Genomic DNA, 18,848 nt, shown 5'->3' on the forward strand with positions numbered 1-18,848 from the left:
TGCTCCTTCCGATTGGCGAATGATTCCCTTAATTAGATTACATTATAATCCTCAGGCCCTTGCAAGGAAAGCTGGCCGAGGGGATGCCGGGCGAATCTATAGCAGCTATAGAAATTATCAATGGCTGTAGAATTCGTCGGAACTTGTACCCCCCTGTCCGGTTGCGGTATGATTCTAATGACACGATATCAGACGCGTTATGGTTAGAGAGGGAAAGGAGCCATTACTGTGAGCAACAATATCAAATTGGACTACTCGAAGGCCTTGAAGTTCGTGGGCCAGAACGAGATCGACAATCTGGCGCCCGCGATCAAGCTGGCGCATGAGCAGCTGCATAACGGAACCGGCGTCGGTTCCGACTATCTGGGCTGGATCAAATTGCCGTTCGATTACGACAAGGAAGAGTTCGCCCGCATTCAGAAGGCTGCGAAGAAGATTCAATCCGATTCCGACGCGCTTGTCGTCATCGGCATCGGCGGCTCTTACCTCGGAGCGCGCGCAGCGATCGAGATGCTGCAGCACTCGTTCTACAACACGCTGACGAAGGAACAGCGCAAGACGCCGCAAATCTTCTTCGCCGGCAACAACATCAGCTCCACCTACATGACGCACCTGCTGCAGGCGCTGGAAGGCAAGAACTGGTCGATCAACGTCATCTCCAAGTCCGGCACGACGACGGAGCCGGCTGTCGCTTTCCGGATCTTCCGCGAAGCATTGGAGAACAAGTACGGCAAGGAAGAAGCGCGCAAGCGCATCTACGCAACGACCGACAAGGCTCGCGGCGCGCTGAAGAAGCTGGCGGACGCGGAAGGCTACGAGAAGTTCGTCATTCCGGACGACGTCGGCGGCCGTTACTCCGTACTGACGGCGGTAGGCCTTCTGCCGATCGCCGCGGCAGGTATCGACATTGAAGAGATGATGCAAGGCGCTGCAGAAGCCGCTGCCTTGTATAACAATTACAACGTGGCCGAGAACCCGGCTTACCAGTACGCTGCGATCCGCAACGCGCTGTACCGCAAAGGCAAGACGGTCGAGATTCTCGTGAACTACGAGCCAGGCTTGCACTACTTCTCCGAATGGTGGAAGCAGCTGTACGGCGAGAGCGAAGGCAAGGACTTCAAAGGGCTGTATCCGGCGTCCGTCGACTTCTCGACCGACCTGCACTCCATGGGCCAATTCATCCAAGAGGGCAATCGGACGATCTTCGAGACGGTTATCCAAGTCGGCGAAGTGAGCGAACAGATCACGATCAAGAGCGATCCGGACGATCTGGACGGCCTGAACTTCCTGACCGGCAAGACGGTTGACTTCGTCAACAAGAAGGCGTTCGAAGGCACTATTCTGGCGCACACGGACGGCAACGTGCCAAACCTGGTCGTGCACATTCCGGATATGTCCCCGCGTTCGTTCGGCAAGCTGGTGTACTTCTTCGAGATTGCCTGCGGCGTGAGCGGTTATCTGCTCGGCGTCAACCCGTTCGACCAGCCGGGCGTCGAAGCGTACAAAGTGAACATGTTCGCGCTGCTCGGCAAGCCGGGCTTCGAGGACAAGAAGAAGGAACTGGAAGCGCGCCTGTAAGCCGCTCCTTTCCGAACAGACCTCCGATTTGCGCCGTTGGCGAGTCGGGGGTCTTTTTGCAAGATGAAGCCAAATGGTAGAATAACGAAGCATGGATCCGCGATAGCAATCGCAGGAACCGGTAAGACTCGGGGAAGAGACCAGGAAGGAAGAAAAGCCGTTGCTGCCTAAATACGCGACTGTCAGACAATATGGGGAGAGCGAGATCGTCATCAAGAAATCCCGCTTCATCGGCCATGCGAAGCCGGTGGAGAGCGAGGAAGAAGCGGTTGCTTTCGTCGAAGAGATCAAGAAGCGCCATTGGAACGCGACGCACAATTGCTCCGCCTACGTGGTCGGCGAACGGGATCAGCACCAGAAGGCGCTTGACGACGGCGAGCCGAGCGGCACGGCGGGCAAGCCGATTCTCGAAGTGATCAAGAACCGCGGTCTCAAGAATACGGCCGTTGTCGTAACCCGCTACTTCGGCGGCATCATGCTGGGAGCAGGCGGGCTTGTGCGTGCGTATACGGACGGGGCGGTGGCGGGCATCGATGCAGCCGGGCCGATCGTCAAGACGCTGCATAAGGAAGTGATCGTCGACGTGGATTATACGTGGTACGGCAAGCTGGAGAACGAGCTGCGCGGCCGCAATGCCCGCGTCGGCGACGTGGCGTTCACCGATCGGGTGCAGGTCGTCTGCCTCCCGGAGATCGCCGAGGCCGAGCGCTTCGCGGCCTGGATCACGGATTTGACCCAAGGGCAAGCAGTCATTAAGACCGGGGAAGAGAAGTACTTCATTGAAGGCGAATGAGCCGCGGGCGGCCTGCCGACTTCATCCCGGCAAGATTATCACAAAGAACTCCCGCTCTCTAGGCCCGTCGAGCTCGCAGAAATAAACGCCTTGCCACCTGCCCAGCAGCAGCCGTCCTGCCGCGTGATGTCCACGATCTCGTCTCTTCTAGATGTCCGGAGCTGCTCTCGTTGCAGCATCGGATCCCCTCCTCATTGCTCCACATTTAGATTCAAGCCCATTATAACGAACGGCCGCGAGCTTGAACAAATCCCGGTTTTTGTTGAACCGTTCATCACGTTCTTGTATAGGCTATATAAGCGAAGTTGATAAAAGAGACAATATCAGGCTGTATTGGATTGACGTGTCTACAGACTTCTGCTACATTAGCAATGCCGACTAATATTATAGGAATTATAGACATGTACATTTGCCCGATATCTACGGGAGGTTCGCATAAGTGACTAACCTGCTGCAGAGCCGATGGTGGAGCTGGGGATTTCGCAGCGCCGTCATGCTTTATTTTGTCGTTCTCATCGTATTGCCTATCCTTGGAATCTATGGCCAGTCCTTCTCGGATGGTTGGCCGCAGCTCGTTCACAATTTGTCCGATACGCTGGCGTGGCAGGCGGTGCTGCTGACCATCAAGCTGGCCGTTATCGCGACCTTGATCAATGTGTTGATCGGAACGATGGCCGGTTGGGTGCTGATCCGTTATCGGTTCCCCGGCAGGCAGTTGCTGAACAGTATGGTTGATCTGCCCTTCGCGCTTCCGACGGCCGTTGTCGGATTGATGATCATGCTGCTGCTCGGGCCGCGGGGCGCGGTGGGGCAATGGGCGGAGGAAGCCGGTATCTCGATCCTGTTCCACGAGCCGGCAATCGTCGTGGCGATGGTGTTCGTGACGTTCCCGTTCGTCATTCGCGCGGTGCAGCCGCTGCTGGAGGAGATGGACGCCTCCGAAGAGGAAGCCGCCTATACGATGGGCGCCTCCAAGGCGAAGACGTTCTTCCGCGTGCTGCTTCCCGCCATGCTGCCGGGCATCCTGAGCGGCGCCATGCTTGCCTTCTCGAGAGCGCTGGCCGAGTTCGGAGCCGTTGTGCTCGTCGCCGGCAACATCCCGGGGCGGACGCTGGTCGCCTCCGTCTACATCTTCGGCCAGATCGAGAGCGACAATCCGGCCGGAGCAGCGGCCGTCTCCGTGCTGCTGCTCACGCTGTCGTTCCTTATTCTATGGTTGGTCGGCTACGTGCAAGCGCGGAGGATGGGACGATGAGGAAGCTGTGGATTAGCGCAACCTACGTAATCTTCGCGCTGCTGCTAGGCGCGCCGATCGTCCGCATCGCAACGGGTGCTTGGGCGGACGGCTGGAGCGGCTTCGCGAGCGGCATCACGAGGCCGGAAGCGCAGCATGCGCTGCTCATGACGGGCATGATCGTCGTTATCGTGACCGTGATCAATACGCTATTCGGTGTCATGCTGGCGCTCTATCTCGTGCGGGCTCCATGGCTCGGCAAGCAGCTCAGACGAGTGCTGAACAGCATCGTTGATCTGCCGTTCGCGGTATCGCCCGTCATCGGCGGCCTTATGATCGTGCTGCTGCTCGGACCGGATACGGTGATCGGCTCGCTGCTAAGCCGATCGGGCATCGATATCGTCTACGCGCTGCCGGGCATGGTGATCGCGACGCTCTTCGTCACCTTCCCGCTCATCATCCGCGAAGTGATGCCAGTGCTGCAGGAGATCGGAGATCAGCAGGAGGAAGCGGCGCAGATGCTGGGCGCTTATCCTTGGACGATCTTCTGGCGGGTGACCTGGCCTTCCATACAATGGAGTGTCGTCTATGGCGTCGTGTTGACGGTGGCGCGGACGCTCGGGGAATTCGGCGCGGTGCTGGTCGTGTCGGGGAACATTCTGTTCCGGACACAGACGGCGACCACACTGGTCTATCAGGATGTTGAGAATTTTAACCTGACAGCCGCGAACGCGGTAGCTCTCGTGCTCGCCGCAGGCTCCGTCGCCTTGCTGCTGTTCATGGAGTGGGCCAAATCTCGCAGAGCCAGATGAGCGAATGGAGGAGAACTTAGCATGCATGTTGAGGTGCGGGGGTTAAACAAGAGGTTCGGCGAATTCCAAGCGGTATCGAACGTGGAATTCACGATCGGGAAGGGCCAGTTGATCGGCCTGCTTGGCCCGAGCGGCGGCGGCAAGACCTCGATCTTGCGGATGCTGGCGGGCCTGGAGAGCCCGGACTCCGGCGACATTCTCTTTCATGGACGCAAGGTGAACGGCCTGCCGCCGCAGGAGCGGGGCATCGGCTTCGTCTTCCAGAATTATGCGCTCTTCAAGCATATGACGGTCGCGCAGAACATCGCCTTCGGTCTGGAGGTCAAGAAGTGGCCGAAGGCCAAGATCAAGGAGCGGATCGCCGAGCTCGTAGAGCTGACGGGCCTCGTCGGCTTCGAGAAACGCTATCCGCACCAGTTGTCCGGCGGCCAGCGCCAACGCGTCGCCTTCGCCCGTGCGCTGGCGCCCGAGCCGCAGCTGCTGCTGCTCGACGAGCCGTTCGCCGCGATCGATGCGAAGATCCGCCACGAGCTGCGTTCTTGGCTTCGCGAGATGATCGACCGGCTCGGCATCACGTCGATCTTCGTCACGCATGACCAAGACGAAGCGATCGAGGTGGCAGATCAGATTATGATCATCAACAAGGGCCGTCTCGAGCAGAAGGGAACGCCGAGGGAGATCTATCAGGATCCGCAGACGCCGTTCGTCGCTTCATTCATTGGTGAATCCACATTGATCGAAGACATCGGTCAATTGCGGGGCTTCGCTGACGCGGCTGCTCTGGGAGGGACGAAGGGACTGGTTCGGCCGGAGTACGTGGAAGTCGGCAGAGCGAACGAATTCGCGCTGCTGTCCGCGACGGAGACAGGAACCGTGAGCCACATCCACTTCCGGGGGAGCGAGTGGCTCGTCGAGGTGAAGATCGGCGATATCAAGCTGACGACATACCGCTCGCTGGAGAAGCCGGCGCTTCATCCGGGAGAAGAAGTTCATGTGCTCGTGCACAGAGCCTACCTTTTCAACGAGACGGACAGTTGGGTGACCGAGAATCGGCTCAAAGTCGATCCGCTGCCTGTTCATATTTAATCTTCTGAAGGAAGCCTTCGCAGGCGCCAAGGGGGCAGAGGGATGAATCCGCACAATCGGCAACTGGTGAAAATAGGCTTGAGCACAGCGGCCGTATGGCTGCTGCTGATGGCGCTCATCGCCGGCTGCGGCGGTCAAGGCGCAGTCGCTCCGGCGCAAGGAGAGGCGGGAGAGAACGCGGCTCCCGGCACGGCGGGCAGCGGCCGCGGCAGCGTCACGCTGGTCATCGGCGCCTATTCTGTCGCGAAGGATGCGCTGCAGGAGATTATGCCGATGTTCAGCGCGGAATGGAAGGCGAAGACGGGGCAGGATGTGAAGTTCCAGGAATCGTATGAAGCGTCCGGCACGCAGGCTCGCGCGATCGCCGGCGGCTTCGAAGCGGATGTAGCCGTGCTGTCGATGGAAGGCGATCTGGACAAAGTGGAGAGAGCAGGCTTGATCCGAGACGATTGGCGGGCGGGACCGGATGGCGGCATGATCACCCGGTCGATCGTTGTCATGGGGACCCGGCAAGGCAATCCGCTCGGCATTCGCGATATCGAAGATCTGGCGAAGCCCGGCGTCAAAGTGCTCTATCCGAATCCGCAGACATCCGGAGGCGCGCAGTGGGACATCAACGCGATCTATGGCGCTGGCCTGAAGATAGCGGAGGAACAAACTGGCGTGAAGGATGAAGCGGCAGCCAAGGCGTTCCTGGCTTCGATTCACCGCAACGTGGAATCGATGGATAAGAGCGGGAGAGCCTCGATGGCCGCGTTCGAGTACGGTGTGGGCGATGTGATCGTAACGTACGAGAACGAGCTGCTCGCGCGAATCGCGCAAGGCGTGAAGTACGACATCGTAACGCCGAGCCGCACGATTCTCATTGAGAATCCGGCCGCCGTCGTGGACGTGAACGCTGACAAGCACGGCGTGCGAGACGCGGCGGACGCATTCGTCGCTTATCTGCACGGCGAGCAAGCGCAGCGGGTGTTCGCGGAATACGGCTTCCGGCCGGTGCTGGCAGACGTGGCCGCCCAATTCGCCGATCAGTTCCCGCAGCCGCGAGAGCTGTTCGATATCGGCTATCTCGGCGGATGGGACGCGCTGGGAAGCAAGCTGTACGCCGACCGCGGCATATGGTATCAAGTGTTGGCCGGCCGGTAGGGCCGGCTCTCGTGCTTCGCATGAGAGCGCTTTTACTTGTGGTCGACCAAGCTCCGGTATTGGGTTATAATAAGCTAAACCATTCACCGGGAGGTTCCACATTGCCGAAGCCGAGCAGTATCAAAACAGCGCAGATCTTGCTGTATCTCAAGCTCATTCTTACCGCTACTATTCTGCTTCCTGTACTTCCGATCCCTATGATCGCACTTATCGTTATTCTCATTGCCGCGAACTTGTACGCCATACATAAGCGCAAGAGAATGTGGGCCTTCATACTGGCGCTGGTCACGCTCTACTTCACTGCCGACATTATTAACCTGGTGCTGTCCTTCGCGATCATCGTTCTTCTGTTCACGCGCTCCAGCAGGCTGTATTTCTTGGGAGATGCGCTGCCTGCGGCTCCTGCGCCGGCTCCGGAGACCGGAGAAGCCGTCGACGCGGAAGGGTATACGGTGGACGAGGAGGAAGACCGCGACCCTGCGTCGGACGAGCTGGCGCGAGGAGAACTGACGGCGGAAGCATCTGATGCGGAAGATCGGCGGAACGCTTCTGCGGGAGCATCCGATGCGGCGGTTCCGTCGGCGTCTTCTCTGCGGCCGAACGTGAAGCCGAGCGCGGATCCAGTCGTCGAGATTCGCGAAGCGGGAGCCGAAGATGCGGCCATCGTGCACGGGATCATGCTCGAAGCGTTCGAGGAATACCGCGCGGCCGTTCCGCCATCCAGCGCGCTGTCGGAGACGGAGGAATCTGTCCGTGAGGGGCTGGCGTCGAAGAACGAATCGGCGGCCATCCTGAGCGAGGACGGCATACCGGCAGCAATCGTCCGCTATCGGCTAGAGGAGGATGCGATTTATTTCTTCCGGTTGTCGGTCCGTCCGGCACGGCGCAAACGCGGGTATGCCCGGCAATTGCTCGAATGGATCGAGATGCGGGGAAGAAGCCAAGGGCGGGAGCTCAGCCGATGCAAGGTGCGCCAGTCCGTCTCGCGCAACCTCGTTCTCTACGAGAATATGGGCTACGAGATCACGAATCAAGAGCTCGTCGTTCGTCCGGAAGGCTCCGTCAAGACGCTGACGATGGAGAAGCGGCTGACCAACTATTGATGGAGCGCGCGAGCGCAATGCGGCAACCCGTTAGCCCTCCATGAGGCCTTACGGGGCATAAATTTGAAATGGCGGTGCAGGGGTTGTTCCCTTGCACCGCCATCTCGTTACGCTCACATGTGCAGCACGAACTTCTCCAATACGTGCGCGACGCCGTCCTCGTTGTTGCTCAGCGTCACATAATCGGCGATCTCGCGCAGCGCCGGAACGCCGTTCGCCATCGCGACGCCAAGGCCTGCGGCTTCGATCATCTCGCGGTCGTTCCATGCGTCGCCGATCGCGATCGTCTCCTCCATCGGAATGCCGAAGTGCGCGGCGAGGAACCGCAGCGCGTGCCCCTTCGTGCCTTCCGGATGAAGGAACTCGAGGAAGTTCGCCTTCGACTTCGTCATATGTACCCGGTCCCCAAGCAGCGGCTGCAGCACAGGGATGAGCTTGTCGAGCTTCTCCGGATCGTCGATAATGATCAGCTTCGTGTGCGAACCTTCCGGCAGGTCGTCGAAGCTCGGCACATACGTATAAGGAATGTTCGACTGCTTGGCGTAAGCGACCAGCTTCTCGCCATCGTTGAAGGCGTACAGCTTATCGTGAATGAAGGTCTGCAGATGCAGCCCATGCTCCCGGGTAAAATCATATAATTGCCGCGCCGCATCGGCTGGCACCGCGCGCTCGTAGAGCACCTGCTCGTCGAGCAGATTGCGGATCAGCGAGCCTTGATAAGTAATGATCGGCACGTTAAGGCCGACCTGCTCGGCGGTTTGCTTCGCGGAAGCGAACATGCGGCCCGTCGCGATCGTCAGCTTCACCCCTTGGGCAAGCGCGCGTGCCATCGCTTCGCGCGTCTTATCGCCGACAGTCAGCTCGTCTGTCAGCAGCGTATCGTCCAAATCCATGGCAATCAAACGGTACTTCGTCATCTCGTTGTTTCTCTCTCCTTCTCCAGCCAATCGAAGATCGTCTTGAATACGGCGGAGCGGCCGGACTCATTGTGCAGCTCATGGCGATAACCCGGCCATTCCAGGAATGTGCAGATCGCACCCGCTCGTTCAGCGAACAGCCGGCTGGCGGCAATCGCGGTGACCTTGTCGTCCCCGCCATGCATGAGCAGCATCGGCACGGACAGCCGGTCCGCATGCTCAAGCGCCCACAGTCCAGCACGGCGGACGCCGAAGAAGAACTTCGCGGTGATATGGCCGTGGCCGAGCTCGTCTGAGGCAATCTTCTGGATCATCTCGGGATCCGAGGTGAGCCGTTCGACGGCCAGCGGGCGATGGTTGTTATACTGCGGATAGATCCGCTCCAGCAAGCGGCCGACAACGACCTGCGCCTTCGGCGGGTCGAACGCCAGCTTCAGCCAAGGGCCGGTCACGACCGCGCCGGCGATGTCGGGCTGGCGGCGCAGCAAATAATTGATCGTCACGTTGCCGCCCATGCTATGTCCGAGCAGGAAGACCGGCACGCCCGGATAACGCGTCCGCGCTTCCCGGATCATTCGGTCCGGCCCTTCCAGCAGCGCTTCGTAATGCGGCACATGGCCGCGGCGTCCCGCCGTTTGCCCGTGGCCGTATTGGTCAAAGCCGAGGACGGCATACCCTTCCGCCGTCAGTGCCCCGGCGACATGCTCGTACCGGCCGATATGCTCGCCCATGCCGTGTACGATGCCTATGATGCCGCGTATCGGGCTTCTCATCTCCGTCTTCCACTCGCAAGCGTGCATGCGGGTTCCGTCTTCGAGCTCCCACACCCATTCCCGATCTGCCATTCTACCTGTACCTCCCGCCTGCGTTCGTTCTCTTCTCTTTGTAATCGAAAATCACGGGGAAAGCAACCGAAACGATCCGCACAAGCAACCTTTTGCCATTATCATCCGTTGGAAGAGTAGCCTCATCGGGATTGATATCGATAGAGAATAAATAGGGGGAAAATCCAATGAACAACCGAATCGTTCAAGGCGCGATTGGCCTAACCTTAGCCGCGCTGCTCGGTGCGGCGCTCGCAGGCTGCAGCTCTGATAACAATGAATTGCCGAGCCCATCCGTATCCTCTTCATCCCAAGCAGTTGCATCGTCTCCAACCGCATCCGCCACCGCATCCGCATCCGCAACAGCTGACTCAACGCCAACGCCGGCCGTCGAGTCGCCCGGGCTGCCGCTTGCTCCCGGCCAAGAGGTGCTGGATGCATTCCAAGACATGATCGCATCAGGCGCGGCTGCAGCAGAACTGAACGCGCAGTTGGATGCGGATCTGCCCAAGACAGCGCCGGAGACAGCCGATGAGCTGATCCGCGAGCTGCTCGGCTACTATAATGATCATGTGCAAGACACGCTGCTGGAGCTGCAGCAGGGCGACTTGGAGCAATTCCTGGAGCTATGGCCGTTCACGGAGGACGAGATTCCGAAGCTTCAGAATGAGCGGATTCGTCAGGCTGCTCAGGAAGCTTTCGACGGCGGCTACAAGCTGGAGACGTCGGAAGGCATGATTTTCACCGTCGTCGATTATGGCAAGCTGAAGCGCTTCAATGACGCGCTTAGCCCCGCGATGCGGGATTACATCGCGCTCCTCGCGTTGGAGTCTGATCAGAAGCCTGCTTCCGACGCCGCTCTCGTCATCTCATGGGAAGAGACGGGGAACCGTGCGCTGGCTGCCGAGAAGTTCATTCGCGACTACCCCGATTCGAAGGAGAAGGACGACGCAGGCCGGTATTATCTTCGGTATATGTCCTATCTGCTTACCGGTCTATCCAACACGCCGATCTGGGATGATTCGCTTCAGCTGAAGGCAGACGTTAAGACGGAATACGAGAAACTCGCAGCCGAGCAGCCGGACACGCTGACGGGAAGTATGGTTCAAAGCTTCCTCGACATCATGGCCGAGACGAACGATAGGATGTTCAAGACAGGCCCCGGCGGGGAGACGGATATTCCGGAGGTGAAGGCGTTCTGGGACGGCATGGAGAGCCGGATCCTCGAGGAGCTTGGAATCGCCAATCCGAATAAATAGTAGGCAAGATCGCATAGTAACTCTGCGACCGCAGCCGCGAGAAATGAATTACAATGGTACATGGAAAACGTTTTTTATCACACGCTACCCAACACACCATTTTTCGCGGAGGGATCAGCTTTGGCTAAATTAGAATTCCCGCAAGACTTCGTATGGGGCACCGCAACGGCTTCGTATCAGATCGAGGGCGCTTATCAGGAGGACGGCCGGGGAATGTCCATCTGGGACACGTTCTCCCATACGCCGGGCAAAGTCGTGAACAACGATAACGGCGACGTCGCGTGCGACAGCTACCATCGCTATGAAGAGGACATTGCGCTTCTCAAAAAACTGGGCGTTAAGGCGTACCGCTTCTCCATCGCTTGGCCGCGGATCTTCCCGCAAGGAACGGGCGAGGTGAACGAGAAGGGGTTGGATTATTACCGCCGCGTCGTTGACGCTCTGATCGCAGCGGGCATTGAACCTTGCGCTACTCTGTATCATTGGGACCTCCCGCAAGCGCTGCAAGACAAGGGCGGCTGGGCGAACCGCGACACGATCGACGCGTTCGTGAAGTATGCGGAAGTGATGTTCAACGCCTTCGACGGCAAGATCAAACAGTGGATCACGTTCAACGAGACGTGGTGCGTATCGTTCTTATCCAACTATATCGGCGCGCATGCGCCGGGCAATACCGACCTGCAGCTGGCTGTAACCGTAGCTCACAACTGCATGGTCGCGCACGGCGAAGCGGTTAAGAAGTTCCGCGCGCTTGGCACGAAGGGCGAGATCGGCACGACGCACAACCTGTATTGGTTCGAGCCGTACACGACGAAGCCGGAAGACGTGGCAGCGGCCCATCGCCAGCGCGCTTACAACAACGAATGGTTCATGGACCCGACGTTCAAGGGCTCCTACCCGCAATTCATGGTTGACTGGTTCGCGGCGAAGGGCGTCACCGTGCCGATCCAGCCGGGCGATATGGAGACCATCTCGCAGCCGATCGACTTCATCGGCGTCAACTTCTACAGCGGCGGCTTCGGCCGCTACAAGAAGGACGAGGGTCTGTTCGATTGCGAAGAGGTGCAGATCGGCTTCGACAAGACGTACATCGGCTGGAACGTCTATGCAGACGGCCTGTACAAGGTGCTCTCTTGGGTGAAGGACACTTACGGCGATACGCCGATCTACATTACGGAGAACGGCGCCTGCTACGATGACGTGCTGACGCCGGAAGGAACCGTGCATGACTTGGAACGCGCGGAATATTACAAGAAGCACTTCATTCAATGCCACCGTCTCATCGAGTCCGGCGTGCCGCTGAAGGGCTACTTCGCCTGGTCGCTGCTCGACAACTTCGAGTGGGCGGAAGGGTACAACAAGCGCTTCGGCATCGTGTACACGAATTACGAGACGCTCGAGCGCTTCCCGAAGGACAGCTACTACTTCATTCAGCAAGTCATTAAGGACAGCGGATTCGAGGTGTAGAAGCAGCGATCAGGTTAGGCTTGTAACGAGAGAACAGGGCGAAGTCATTTGGCTTCGCTCGTTTTTGTATGTTCCCGGCATAACATTGGCAGCGCTTCGAAGCGGATATCTCGCAGAGAAGCGAAGCATACTTCGTACGACGAAGCGTAATTGCCCCCCCTATTCAAATGCGATATAAGGCGGTGAAGCGAGTGGACGAATTGGAATTCGACTCCGACCGGAACGAGGATCCGGGGAGAGAGGCGCAACTCGATCAATCGTACGACGAATGGTATCGCGCGATGAAGAAGCAAATTCGCGAGGCCGAGGAGATGACGAAGGTTCCTTGGTCAGAGAACGTATACGCGGCCGATGAAGAACTGGAGGACTGAGGCTGAAGGAGGCAAGCCTCTTTGTTATTTGCTCGCGGAATCCGTTACAATAGGAGAGAGACTTCTATAGTGAGAGGATAACCGCATATGAACGTCGTGCTAACGACGCTGAACGCCAAATACATTCATACCTCGCTCGCCCTCCGTTACTTGAAAGCGTACACCGAGAGTGAGTTCGACGTGGAGATCGCCGAATACACGATCAAAGATCCGGCCATGACGATCGTCTCCGACCTATTCCGCCGGCAGCCCGACGTGATCGGCTTCTCCTGCTATATATGGAACATTGAAGAGACCATTACCGTGATCGATATGCTGCGCAAGGTGCTGCCTGATGTGAAGATCGTGCTCGGCGGCCCCGAAGTGTCCTATGACACGGAATATTGGATGAACCGGCTCCAATCGGTCGACTTCATCGTGATGGGCGAAGGGGAAGAGACGTTCCGCGACCTGCTGCGCGAGATAGCCGGAAGCGGCAAGTATCATTTCGTGTTTGGGCTCGCGTACCGCAAGAACGGGGAAGCTGTTATCAATCCGGGCAGGCCGAAGCTGGACCTGACGACGATCCCGTCCCCTTACCGGATGAAGGAGGACTTGCCGTCACTCGCGAATCGGATCGTCTATTTCGAGACGAGCCGGGGCTGCCCTTTCAACTGCCAATTCTGCCTCTCCAGCATCGAAGTCGGCGTGCGATACTTCGATATGGACAAGGTCAAAGCCGATATTCTGTACCTGATCGATAATGGAGCTAAGCTGATTAAGTTCGTTGACCGGACGTTCAACATTAAGCGCGATTATGCGATGGAGATGTTCCGCTTCCTGATCGACAATCACCGCGGCTGCGTATTCCAATTCGAGATCACGGCCGATATTATGCGTCCCGAGGTGCTCGACTTCCTCGCGGAGCATGCGCCGCCGGGCGTCTTCCGCTTCGAGATCGGCGTACAGTCGACGAACGACGAGACGAATCTGGCCGTCAAGCGCCGCCAGAATTGGACGAAGCTCGTCCGTACCGTCACGAAGGTCAAGGAGAGCGGCAAGATCGATCAGCATCTCGACCTGATCGCCGGGCTGCCGCACGAGGACTATGACCGGTTCCGCCAGACGTTCAACGACGTGTTCGAGCTTCGGCCGGAGGAATTGCAGCTTGGGTTCTTGAAAATGCTGCGCGGAACAGGCCTGCGCAATGACGCGGCTCAGTTCGGGTATATCTATATGGACCGCGCTCCGTACGAGATGCTCGGCAACGACCTGATGCCGTTCTCCGATATCGTACGGATCAAGCGGGTCGAGGATGTGCTCGAGAAATATTGGAACGCGCACCGGATGGACCGGACGATGGAGTACCTGACGTCGCAAGCTTACCCTTCGCCGTTCGACTTCTTCCAGCTGTTCGGCGATTACTGGGAGGAGCGCGGCTGGCAGCGGATCGGCCATCAGCTCGAGGATTTGTTCGTGCGTCTCTGGTCGTTCCTCCGAGACGACGCTAACCCTGCGCTGGAACCGGAGCTCGCGCTCGGCTTGCTTAAAGTCGACTACTTCCTCCAGCACAAGTACAAGCCGCGCAAGGTTTGGTGGGAAGAACGGATGGACAAAGCCGTCTGGTCAGCTGAACTGAAGAGAGCCGCAGAGCAGCTTGGCATCGAGGAGAGGGAATTGGCGAAGAAGGCGGCGCTGGAGAAGGTGCCGTTCGATTATGGTTCGTGGACGTCGGAAGGCCGATTGTCTTTAGGCGCCGGAACGCTGCTGGTCGTTCTGTATGGTGGCGAGGAGACGCCGCCGCAGCTTATTGCGCTGCCCGTTGCGACAGCGGATAATTAAGCATTTTCAACATTATAATCAGGAAGATATAACGGGGCTTTCCAACAGCGCTGCTTAGGCTGATGGGAAGCCCTGTTGCTTGGTATGTACAATCTAACTTGACTTTACAGCCAGTTAGCAGTGTATATTATTGACTGTGCATTTGTGGGTTAAGGTGTACAGATGTAGAGAAAATAATATGTAAATAGAAGCAGGAGGAGAGAAATAAAATGAATGCCGCAGGCACTCAGCAAGAGGCTTCGATCGATCTAAGCAAGATTAAGCGCGGGCCGATTGTATTCGCGCTCATTATCGGAGCTTTCGTTGCCATCCTGAATGAGACGCTCCTCGGGAATGCGCTTCCCGAACTGGTGAATGAACTGGGCGTGACTTATTCAACGATTCAGTGGCTGGCAACCGCCTATATGCTCGTGGTCGGGGTGTTGGTTCCCGTAACGGCGATATTGCAGGAGTGGTTCTCCACTAGACAGATGTTCTTGTCCGCCATGATATTGTTTTTTGCAGGTACTTTAATTTCGGCTGTATCTCCTGGCTTTGAGCTGCTGCTAGTCGGCCGGATCGTTCAGGCGCTCGGCACCGGACTTATGCTGCCGGTCATGATGAATACGATTCTGGTGATCTTCCCGCCGGAGAAGCGGGGCGGCGCTATGGGATTGATGGGACTGGTTATTATGTTCGCCCCGGCGATCGGCCCGACGGTATCGGGACTGATCCTTGACTCGACGTTCCTGGCGGACATCGCGTCTGCCTGGCGTTGGCTGTTCATCCTGGTTCTTCCGCTAGCGGCCTTCTCCATCGTCTTCGCCGCGATCTACATGAAGAACGTCTCGAACTTGACCAAACCTAAAGTGGATGTATTGTCTATTCTGTTGTCCACGATCGGATTCGGCGGCGTTGTCTTCGGCTTCAGCAAGGCCGGGGAGAATGGGTGGAACCATCCACAAGTCTATTGGCCGATCATCGTGGGAGGCGTAGCGCTCTTGTTCTTCATCTGGCGCCAGCTGAAGCTGAAGGCGCCCGTCATGGATCTTCGGGCATTCAAGTTCCCGATGTTCACCATCGTCTCGATCCTGATGCTTGTCCTAATGATGACGCTATTCTCTTCGATGACGCTTATCCCGTTGTATCTGCAAGGCGCGCTGTTCATGACGGCTTTCCGATCCGGCTTGGTGCTGTTGCCGGGCGGTATCGTGAACGGTATTATGGCGCCGATATCGGGCAAGCTGTTCGACAAATTCGGGCCGCGCGTGCTCGTCATACCAGGTCTTATTATCTTGGTCGCTGCGCTATGGCTGTTCACCCGATTCGACGCTTCGACGAGCACGGGTTATGTTATTACAGCTCATATCATCATGCTGATCGGTCTATCCATGGTCATGATGCCGGCGCAGACAACAGGCCTCAACGTATTGCCGCCGCAGCTGTATCCGCACGGAACGGCGATTCTCAACACGCTGCAGCAAGTATCCGGCGCGATCGGAACGGCTCTGTTCATCAGCATCATGACGAATGGGACGAAGGACTACTTGAGCACGACCAGCGACCCGACGGCACCGACACCGGCCGAAGCTGCGAACGGCGTCGTAGCCGGCGTCACGGATGCGTTCTGGATTGGGCTTATCTTGGCAATCGTCGCTCTCGTCATCGGCTTGTTCATCCGCCGGGGGAAGGTGCCGGAAGGCCAGGAAGCCGCCTCGACGGGGATGCATTCAGCCGAGCGTCAAACAAATTAGCAGCTTCGGAATTGTTGGAACTTACGCAACATCAAACATCGCGCTCCTGCGGGGGTGCGATGTTTTTTGCTTTATCCGAACGGATGGGGGGGGGAGCGGGGTACTGTTTTTTTGCCATTTGCAGGCTTATCCCCATAGCTCAGCCGTCGGCGTTCGGATGAGTTGAACACATGGCCGATCCGGAGCTATTAAGCCGGGAGCTGCGTACGGGGCTGGTACGGAGCTAACATGGAGCCGGCGCGGAGCTAACATGGAGCCGGCGCGGAGCTAAGAACGGAGCAGGAGCGGAGCTAAGTACGGAGTCGAGCACAAAGCTATGCTGAGTAGTGGGGATAAGCCTACTAAATGAAAAAAATGAACCCGTCGGAGTATACTGTGGAAAATATTGTATATTAATTGAAACCCAGTACGTCGATGGTTAGGCAGCTTCAGATTACTTAGGCGAGTCTTTGTAGATCTCCCGCATGACATGACGCAGCTCCGGTACGATGAGCCGAGTCATGGCGAGCCTGACCGCGCCGGTCGAGCCCGGCATCGAGAAGACGGCGGTCGTGCCGACTACGCCGGCGATGGCGCGGGAGAGGATGGCGGCAGAGCCGATGTCCTCTGTGAAGCTGAGCATGCGGAAGATCTCGCCGAAGCCGGGCATCTCCTTGTGGAGGACGCCGCGCACGGCTTCATAGGTAGTGTCCCGCCCCGCGATGCCGGTGCCTCCGTTCAGCAGCACCGCTTCCGCCGCCGGATCCTGCGCGGCTTCAACCAGAAGCGACTGGATGCGGTCGTATTCGTCAGGCACGATTCGCATGCCGGCTACGGTGTAGCCGTTCTCGAGGAGCAGATCGCGGGTCAATTGACCGCTGCGGTCGGTCTCCGGCGTGCGGGTGTCGGAGACGGTAATGATGAGGCAGGAGACGGAGGAAGGCGCCTCGCTTCGATGCTGTTCGGTGGAAGAAGGGATAGTCATCCTTGAACACTCCTTAAATGCCGTATATTAAGAAACGGAAGCCTGACTAGCCAAGCTTCCGTCCGAATGCGTCTTAAAGCATCGCTCTTGTCCTATACTATACGGCTGCGCAGCACGGTCATTTCGCCGGCTAACGTATAGTCGCCAAGAGGAGCAGGCAGCAGGAAGCAGTCGCCGGCTTTGGCGTCAAGGACGCCGCTCTCCCAACGAATCGAGCCGGCTCCTTCGGCTGCGATGAGGATGTCGAAGCTGTTCGGTGTCGTCCCCGTCGTCCATTCGCCGCGAACGACACCCTTGTCGGTGACGAAGTACGGCGACTTCGCCAGCGTCAGCCATTCGCCCGGCTTCGCACCATCGGTCTTCATGCGTGTCGCGCCAGCGCCCTCGTAGGCGGTCACATTCAGCGAATCTTCGATATGAAGCTCGCGCGGCTTGCCGTCCAGCCCCGGGCGGTCATAGTCGTACAAACGATAGGTGGTGTCGGAATTCTGTTGAATCTCCGCGACGAGTACGCCCGCACACAGCGCGTGTACGGTGCCGGCTGGTATGTAGAAGGTGTCGCCGGCTTCCACGGGTACTTCCTGCAGCGTATCCATGATCCGGTTCTCAGCGATGGCGGCTGCGAATGACTCACGCGTCACTCTGGGCTGCAGTCCGTAGATGATCTTGGCGCCGGGCTTGGCTCCCAGCACGTACCACATCTCCGTCTTGCCGAGCTCGCCCTTCGGAAGGCCTTCATAATCATCCGTCGGGTGCACCTGAACCGACAGGTCGTCGTTGCAGTCCAGCAGCTTGACCAGCAGCGGGAAACGCCCGTTCCCGGAGCGGCTGCCCTTCGAGCCGAACCATTCGGCTCCAAGCTTCTCGCGGATGGCGTCCAAGCCTTGTCCGGCAAGCTCGCCGTTCAGCACGTGAGAGATGCCGTTCGGGTGGTCGGCGATCATCCAGCCTTCGCCGATATGGCCTTCCGGCACATCGTAGCCGAATTGTTCCAGCGCTCGTCCGCCCCAGACACGTTCTTTGAATTCCGGCTTGAAGCGCAGGGGATAGGGTCTGATCGACTGGCTCATGCGAGGCGGCCTCCTCGGGTCGATTGGAAAAATTCAATCGATTCGCCGTTCGGACCGGCGAAGAAGAAGTAACGGCTGCCGTTCGGCAGCGTCGTCAGCTCCGAGTCTAATCCGTTCACCTTCAGCTCCTGCAGCCGGCGGTATTCCGCCTCGATGTCATCTACTGCGAACGCGACATGATGTACGAGGCCTTCCGGCGCCACTTGGCCGGTATAGCCCTCGATCAGCTCGATCTCCGTGTCGCGGCTGCCGGGGAACGACAGAAAGGCGAGCCGGATGACGCCGTTCGTGTGCGTGATCGTCTCCAGATGCGTAAGGCCAACGACGTTCGTGTAGAAGGTAATGGAAGCTTCCAGATTGTTCGCCATAATGCCGACATGCTCGATCTTCAGGACGGACATGCGAATCTCTCCTCTCAGGCAACTCAGGGTTCGATTATCTCTTCTCCAGCGCTAGCAAATAAGGGGCATCCGGCTTCTGCGGGAAACGGTACAGAACCGTCTGCGCGACGGACGCGGGCAATGCCGCTGTCCATTCGCCAACCGCGGCGGCTTCGAGATCCCCGCCGTCGTGGCCGGGGTAGACGACGGCGGTCAAGACGCCGCGCGGGGCGAGCAGCCCGAGCGCTGCGTTCATGGCGCCCAGCGTCGTCTCCGGCCGCGTCATGACG

General features: G+C 58.3%; 18 protein-coding genes and 1 pseudogene. 12 read left to right on the plus strand and 7 right to left on the minus strand.

Features of this window, described 5'->3' with window-relative positions:
- Nucleotides 1-228: 228 nt before the first annotated feature.
- Nucleotides 229-1,578: a glucose-6-phosphate isomerase gene (locus tag H4Q31_RS07290; RefSeq protein ID WP_185178415.1), complete on the plus strand. Its 1,350-nt coding sequence runs from the start codon at nt 229-231 to the stop codon at nt 1,576-1,578.
- Between the two features lie 160 nt (nt 1,579-1,738).
- Nucleotides 1,739-2,371 (plus strand): YigZ family protein, encoded by a 633-nt coding sequence (locus H4Q31_RS07295; protein WP_185178416.1) that lies wholly within the window; start codon nt 1,739-1,741, stop codon nt 2,369-2,371.
- Between the two features lie 21 nt (nt 2,372-2,392).
- On the opposite strand, the pseudogene H4Q31_RS07300 reads toward H4Q31_RS07295, so the two are convergent.
- Nucleotides 2,393-2,488 (minus strand): annotated as a pseudogene (locus H4Q31_RS07300) (YjbQ family protein); the annotation flags it as partial.
- A gap of 322 nt (nt 2,489-2,810) precedes the next feature.
- Between H4Q31_RS07300 and cysT the strand changes: the two are divergent.
- From cysT to H4Q31_RS07325, 5 genes are all read left to right on the plus strand, one after another.
- Entirely contained in the window at nt 2,811-3,626 is an 816-nt protein-coding gene (gene cysT / locus H4Q31_RS07305) for a sulfate ABC transporter permease subunit CysT (protein WP_185178417.1), read from the plus strand.
- A complete protein-coding gene (locus H4Q31_RS07310) occupies nt 3,623-4,417 on the plus strand; it encodes a sulfate ABC transporter permease subunit (RefSeq protein WP_185178418.1) in 795 nt (264 codons plus the stop codon). Before cysT ends, H4Q31_RS07310 begins: the two co-directional genes overlap by 4 nt.
- Before the next feature lie 21 nt (nt 4,418-4,438).
- Entirely contained in the window at nt 4,439-5,503 is a 1,065-nt protein-coding gene (locus H4Q31_RS07315; RefSeq protein ID WP_185178419.1) for a sulfate/molybdate ABC transporter ATP-binding protein, read from the plus strand.
- Nucleotides 5,504-5,545: 42 nt separating this feature from the next.
- Complete coding sequence (locus H4Q31_RS07320; RefSeq protein WP_185178420.1) at nt 5,546-6,649, plus strand: sulfate ABC transporter substrate-binding protein; 1,104 nt, start codon at nt 5,546-5,548, stop codon at nt 6,647-6,649.
- A gap of 101 nt (nt 6,650-6,750) precedes the next feature.
- Complete coding sequence (locus H4Q31_RS07325) at nt 6,751-7,752, plus strand: GNAT family N-acetyltransferase (RefSeq protein WP_185178421.1); 1,002 nt, start codon at nt 6,751-6,753, stop codon at nt 7,750-7,752.
- Between the two features lie 113 nt (nt 7,753-7,865).
- On the opposite strand, the gene H4Q31_RS07330 is transcribed toward H4Q31_RS07325, so the two are convergent.
- Both H4Q31_RS07330 and H4Q31_RS07335 read right to left on the minus strand, forming a co-directional pair.
- Nucleotides 7,866-8,669, minus strand: coding sequence for a Cof-type HAD-IIB family hydrolase (locus tag H4Q31_RS07330; RefSeq protein WP_185178422.1), 804 nt, complete (start codon nt 8,667-8,669; stop codon nt 7,866-7,868).
- A complete protein-coding gene (locus tag H4Q31_RS07335; protein WP_185178423.1) occupies nt 8,666-9,514 on the minus strand; it encodes an alpha/beta hydrolase in 849 nt (282 codons plus the stop codon). The genes H4Q31_RS07330 and H4Q31_RS07335 overlap by 4 nt, the downstream gene beginning before the upstream one ends.
- A gap of 167 nt (nt 9,515-9,681) precedes the next feature.
- Here H4Q31_RS07335 and H4Q31_RS07340 point away from each other — a divergent pair, with 167 nt between their 5' ends.
- From H4Q31_RS07340 to H4Q31_RS07360, 5 genes are all read left to right on the plus strand, one after another.
- Entirely contained in the window at nt 9,682-10,752 is a 1,071-nt protein-coding gene (locus H4Q31_RS07340) for a hypothetical protein (RefSeq protein WP_185178424.1), read from the plus strand.
- 120 nt (nt 10,753-10,872) lie between these two features.
- On the plus strand, nt 10,873-12,219 hold the full coding sequence (locus tag H4Q31_RS07345; RefSeq protein ID WP_185178425.1) for a GH1 family beta-glucosidase: 1,347 nt from the start codon (nt 10,873-10,875) through the stop codon (nt 12,217-12,219).
- Nucleotides 12,220-12,410: 191 nt separating this feature from the next.
- Nucleotides 12,411-12,590, plus strand: coding sequence for a hypothetical protein (locus tag H4Q31_RS07350; protein ID WP_245347383.1), 180 nt, complete (start codon nt 12,411-12,413; stop codon nt 12,588-12,590).
- 87 nt (nt 12,591-12,677) lie between these two features.
- Entirely contained in the window at nt 12,678-14,411 is a 1,734-nt protein-coding gene (locus H4Q31_RS07355) for a B12-binding domain-containing radical SAM protein (protein WP_185178427.1), read from the plus strand.
- Nucleotides 14,412-14,620: 209 nt separating this feature from the next.
- Nucleotides 14,621-16,144, plus strand: a complete 1,524-nt coding sequence (locus H4Q31_RS07360) for an MDR family MFS transporter (RefSeq protein ID WP_185178428.1) — start codon at nt 14,621-14,623, stop codon at nt 16,142-16,144.
- Between the two features lie 433 nt (nt 16,145-16,577).
- Here H4Q31_RS07360 and H4Q31_RS07365 read toward each other — a convergent pair whose 3' ends face one another.
- From H4Q31_RS07365 to H4Q31_RS07380, 4 genes are all read right to left on the minus strand, one after another.
- A complete protein-coding gene (locus H4Q31_RS07365) occupies nt 16,578-17,108 on the minus strand; it encodes a MogA/MoaB family molybdenum cofactor biosynthesis protein (RefSeq protein ID WP_185178429.1) in 531 nt (176 codons plus the stop codon).
- Nucleotides 17,109-17,200: 92 nt separating this feature from the next.
- Complete coding sequence (locus tag H4Q31_RS07370; RefSeq protein ID WP_185178430.1) at nt 17,201-18,178, minus strand: type I phosphomannose isomerase catalytic subunit; 978 nt, start codon at nt 18,176-18,178, stop codon at nt 17,201-17,203.
- Nucleotides 18,175-18,579 carry a VOC family protein gene (locus H4Q31_RS07375; RefSeq protein WP_185178431.1) on the minus strand — a complete coding sequence of 135 codons (405 nt, stop codon included), beginning with the start codon at nt 18,577-18,579 and terminating at the stop codon, nt 18,175-18,177. Before H4Q31_RS07375 ends, H4Q31_RS07370 begins: the two co-directional genes overlap by 4 nt.
- A 34-nt stretch (nt 18,580-18,613) precedes the next feature.
- On the minus strand, nt 18,614-18,848 hold a 235-nt coding region (locus H4Q31_RS07380; RefSeq protein WP_221626760.1), incomplete at its 5' end, for an MnmM family RNA methyltransferase.

This window comes from Cohnella lubricantis (assembly GCF_014212015.1).
Taxonomy (GTDB): Bacteria; Bacillota; Bacilli; order Paenibacillales; family Paenibacillaceae; genus Cohnella; species Cohnella lubricantis.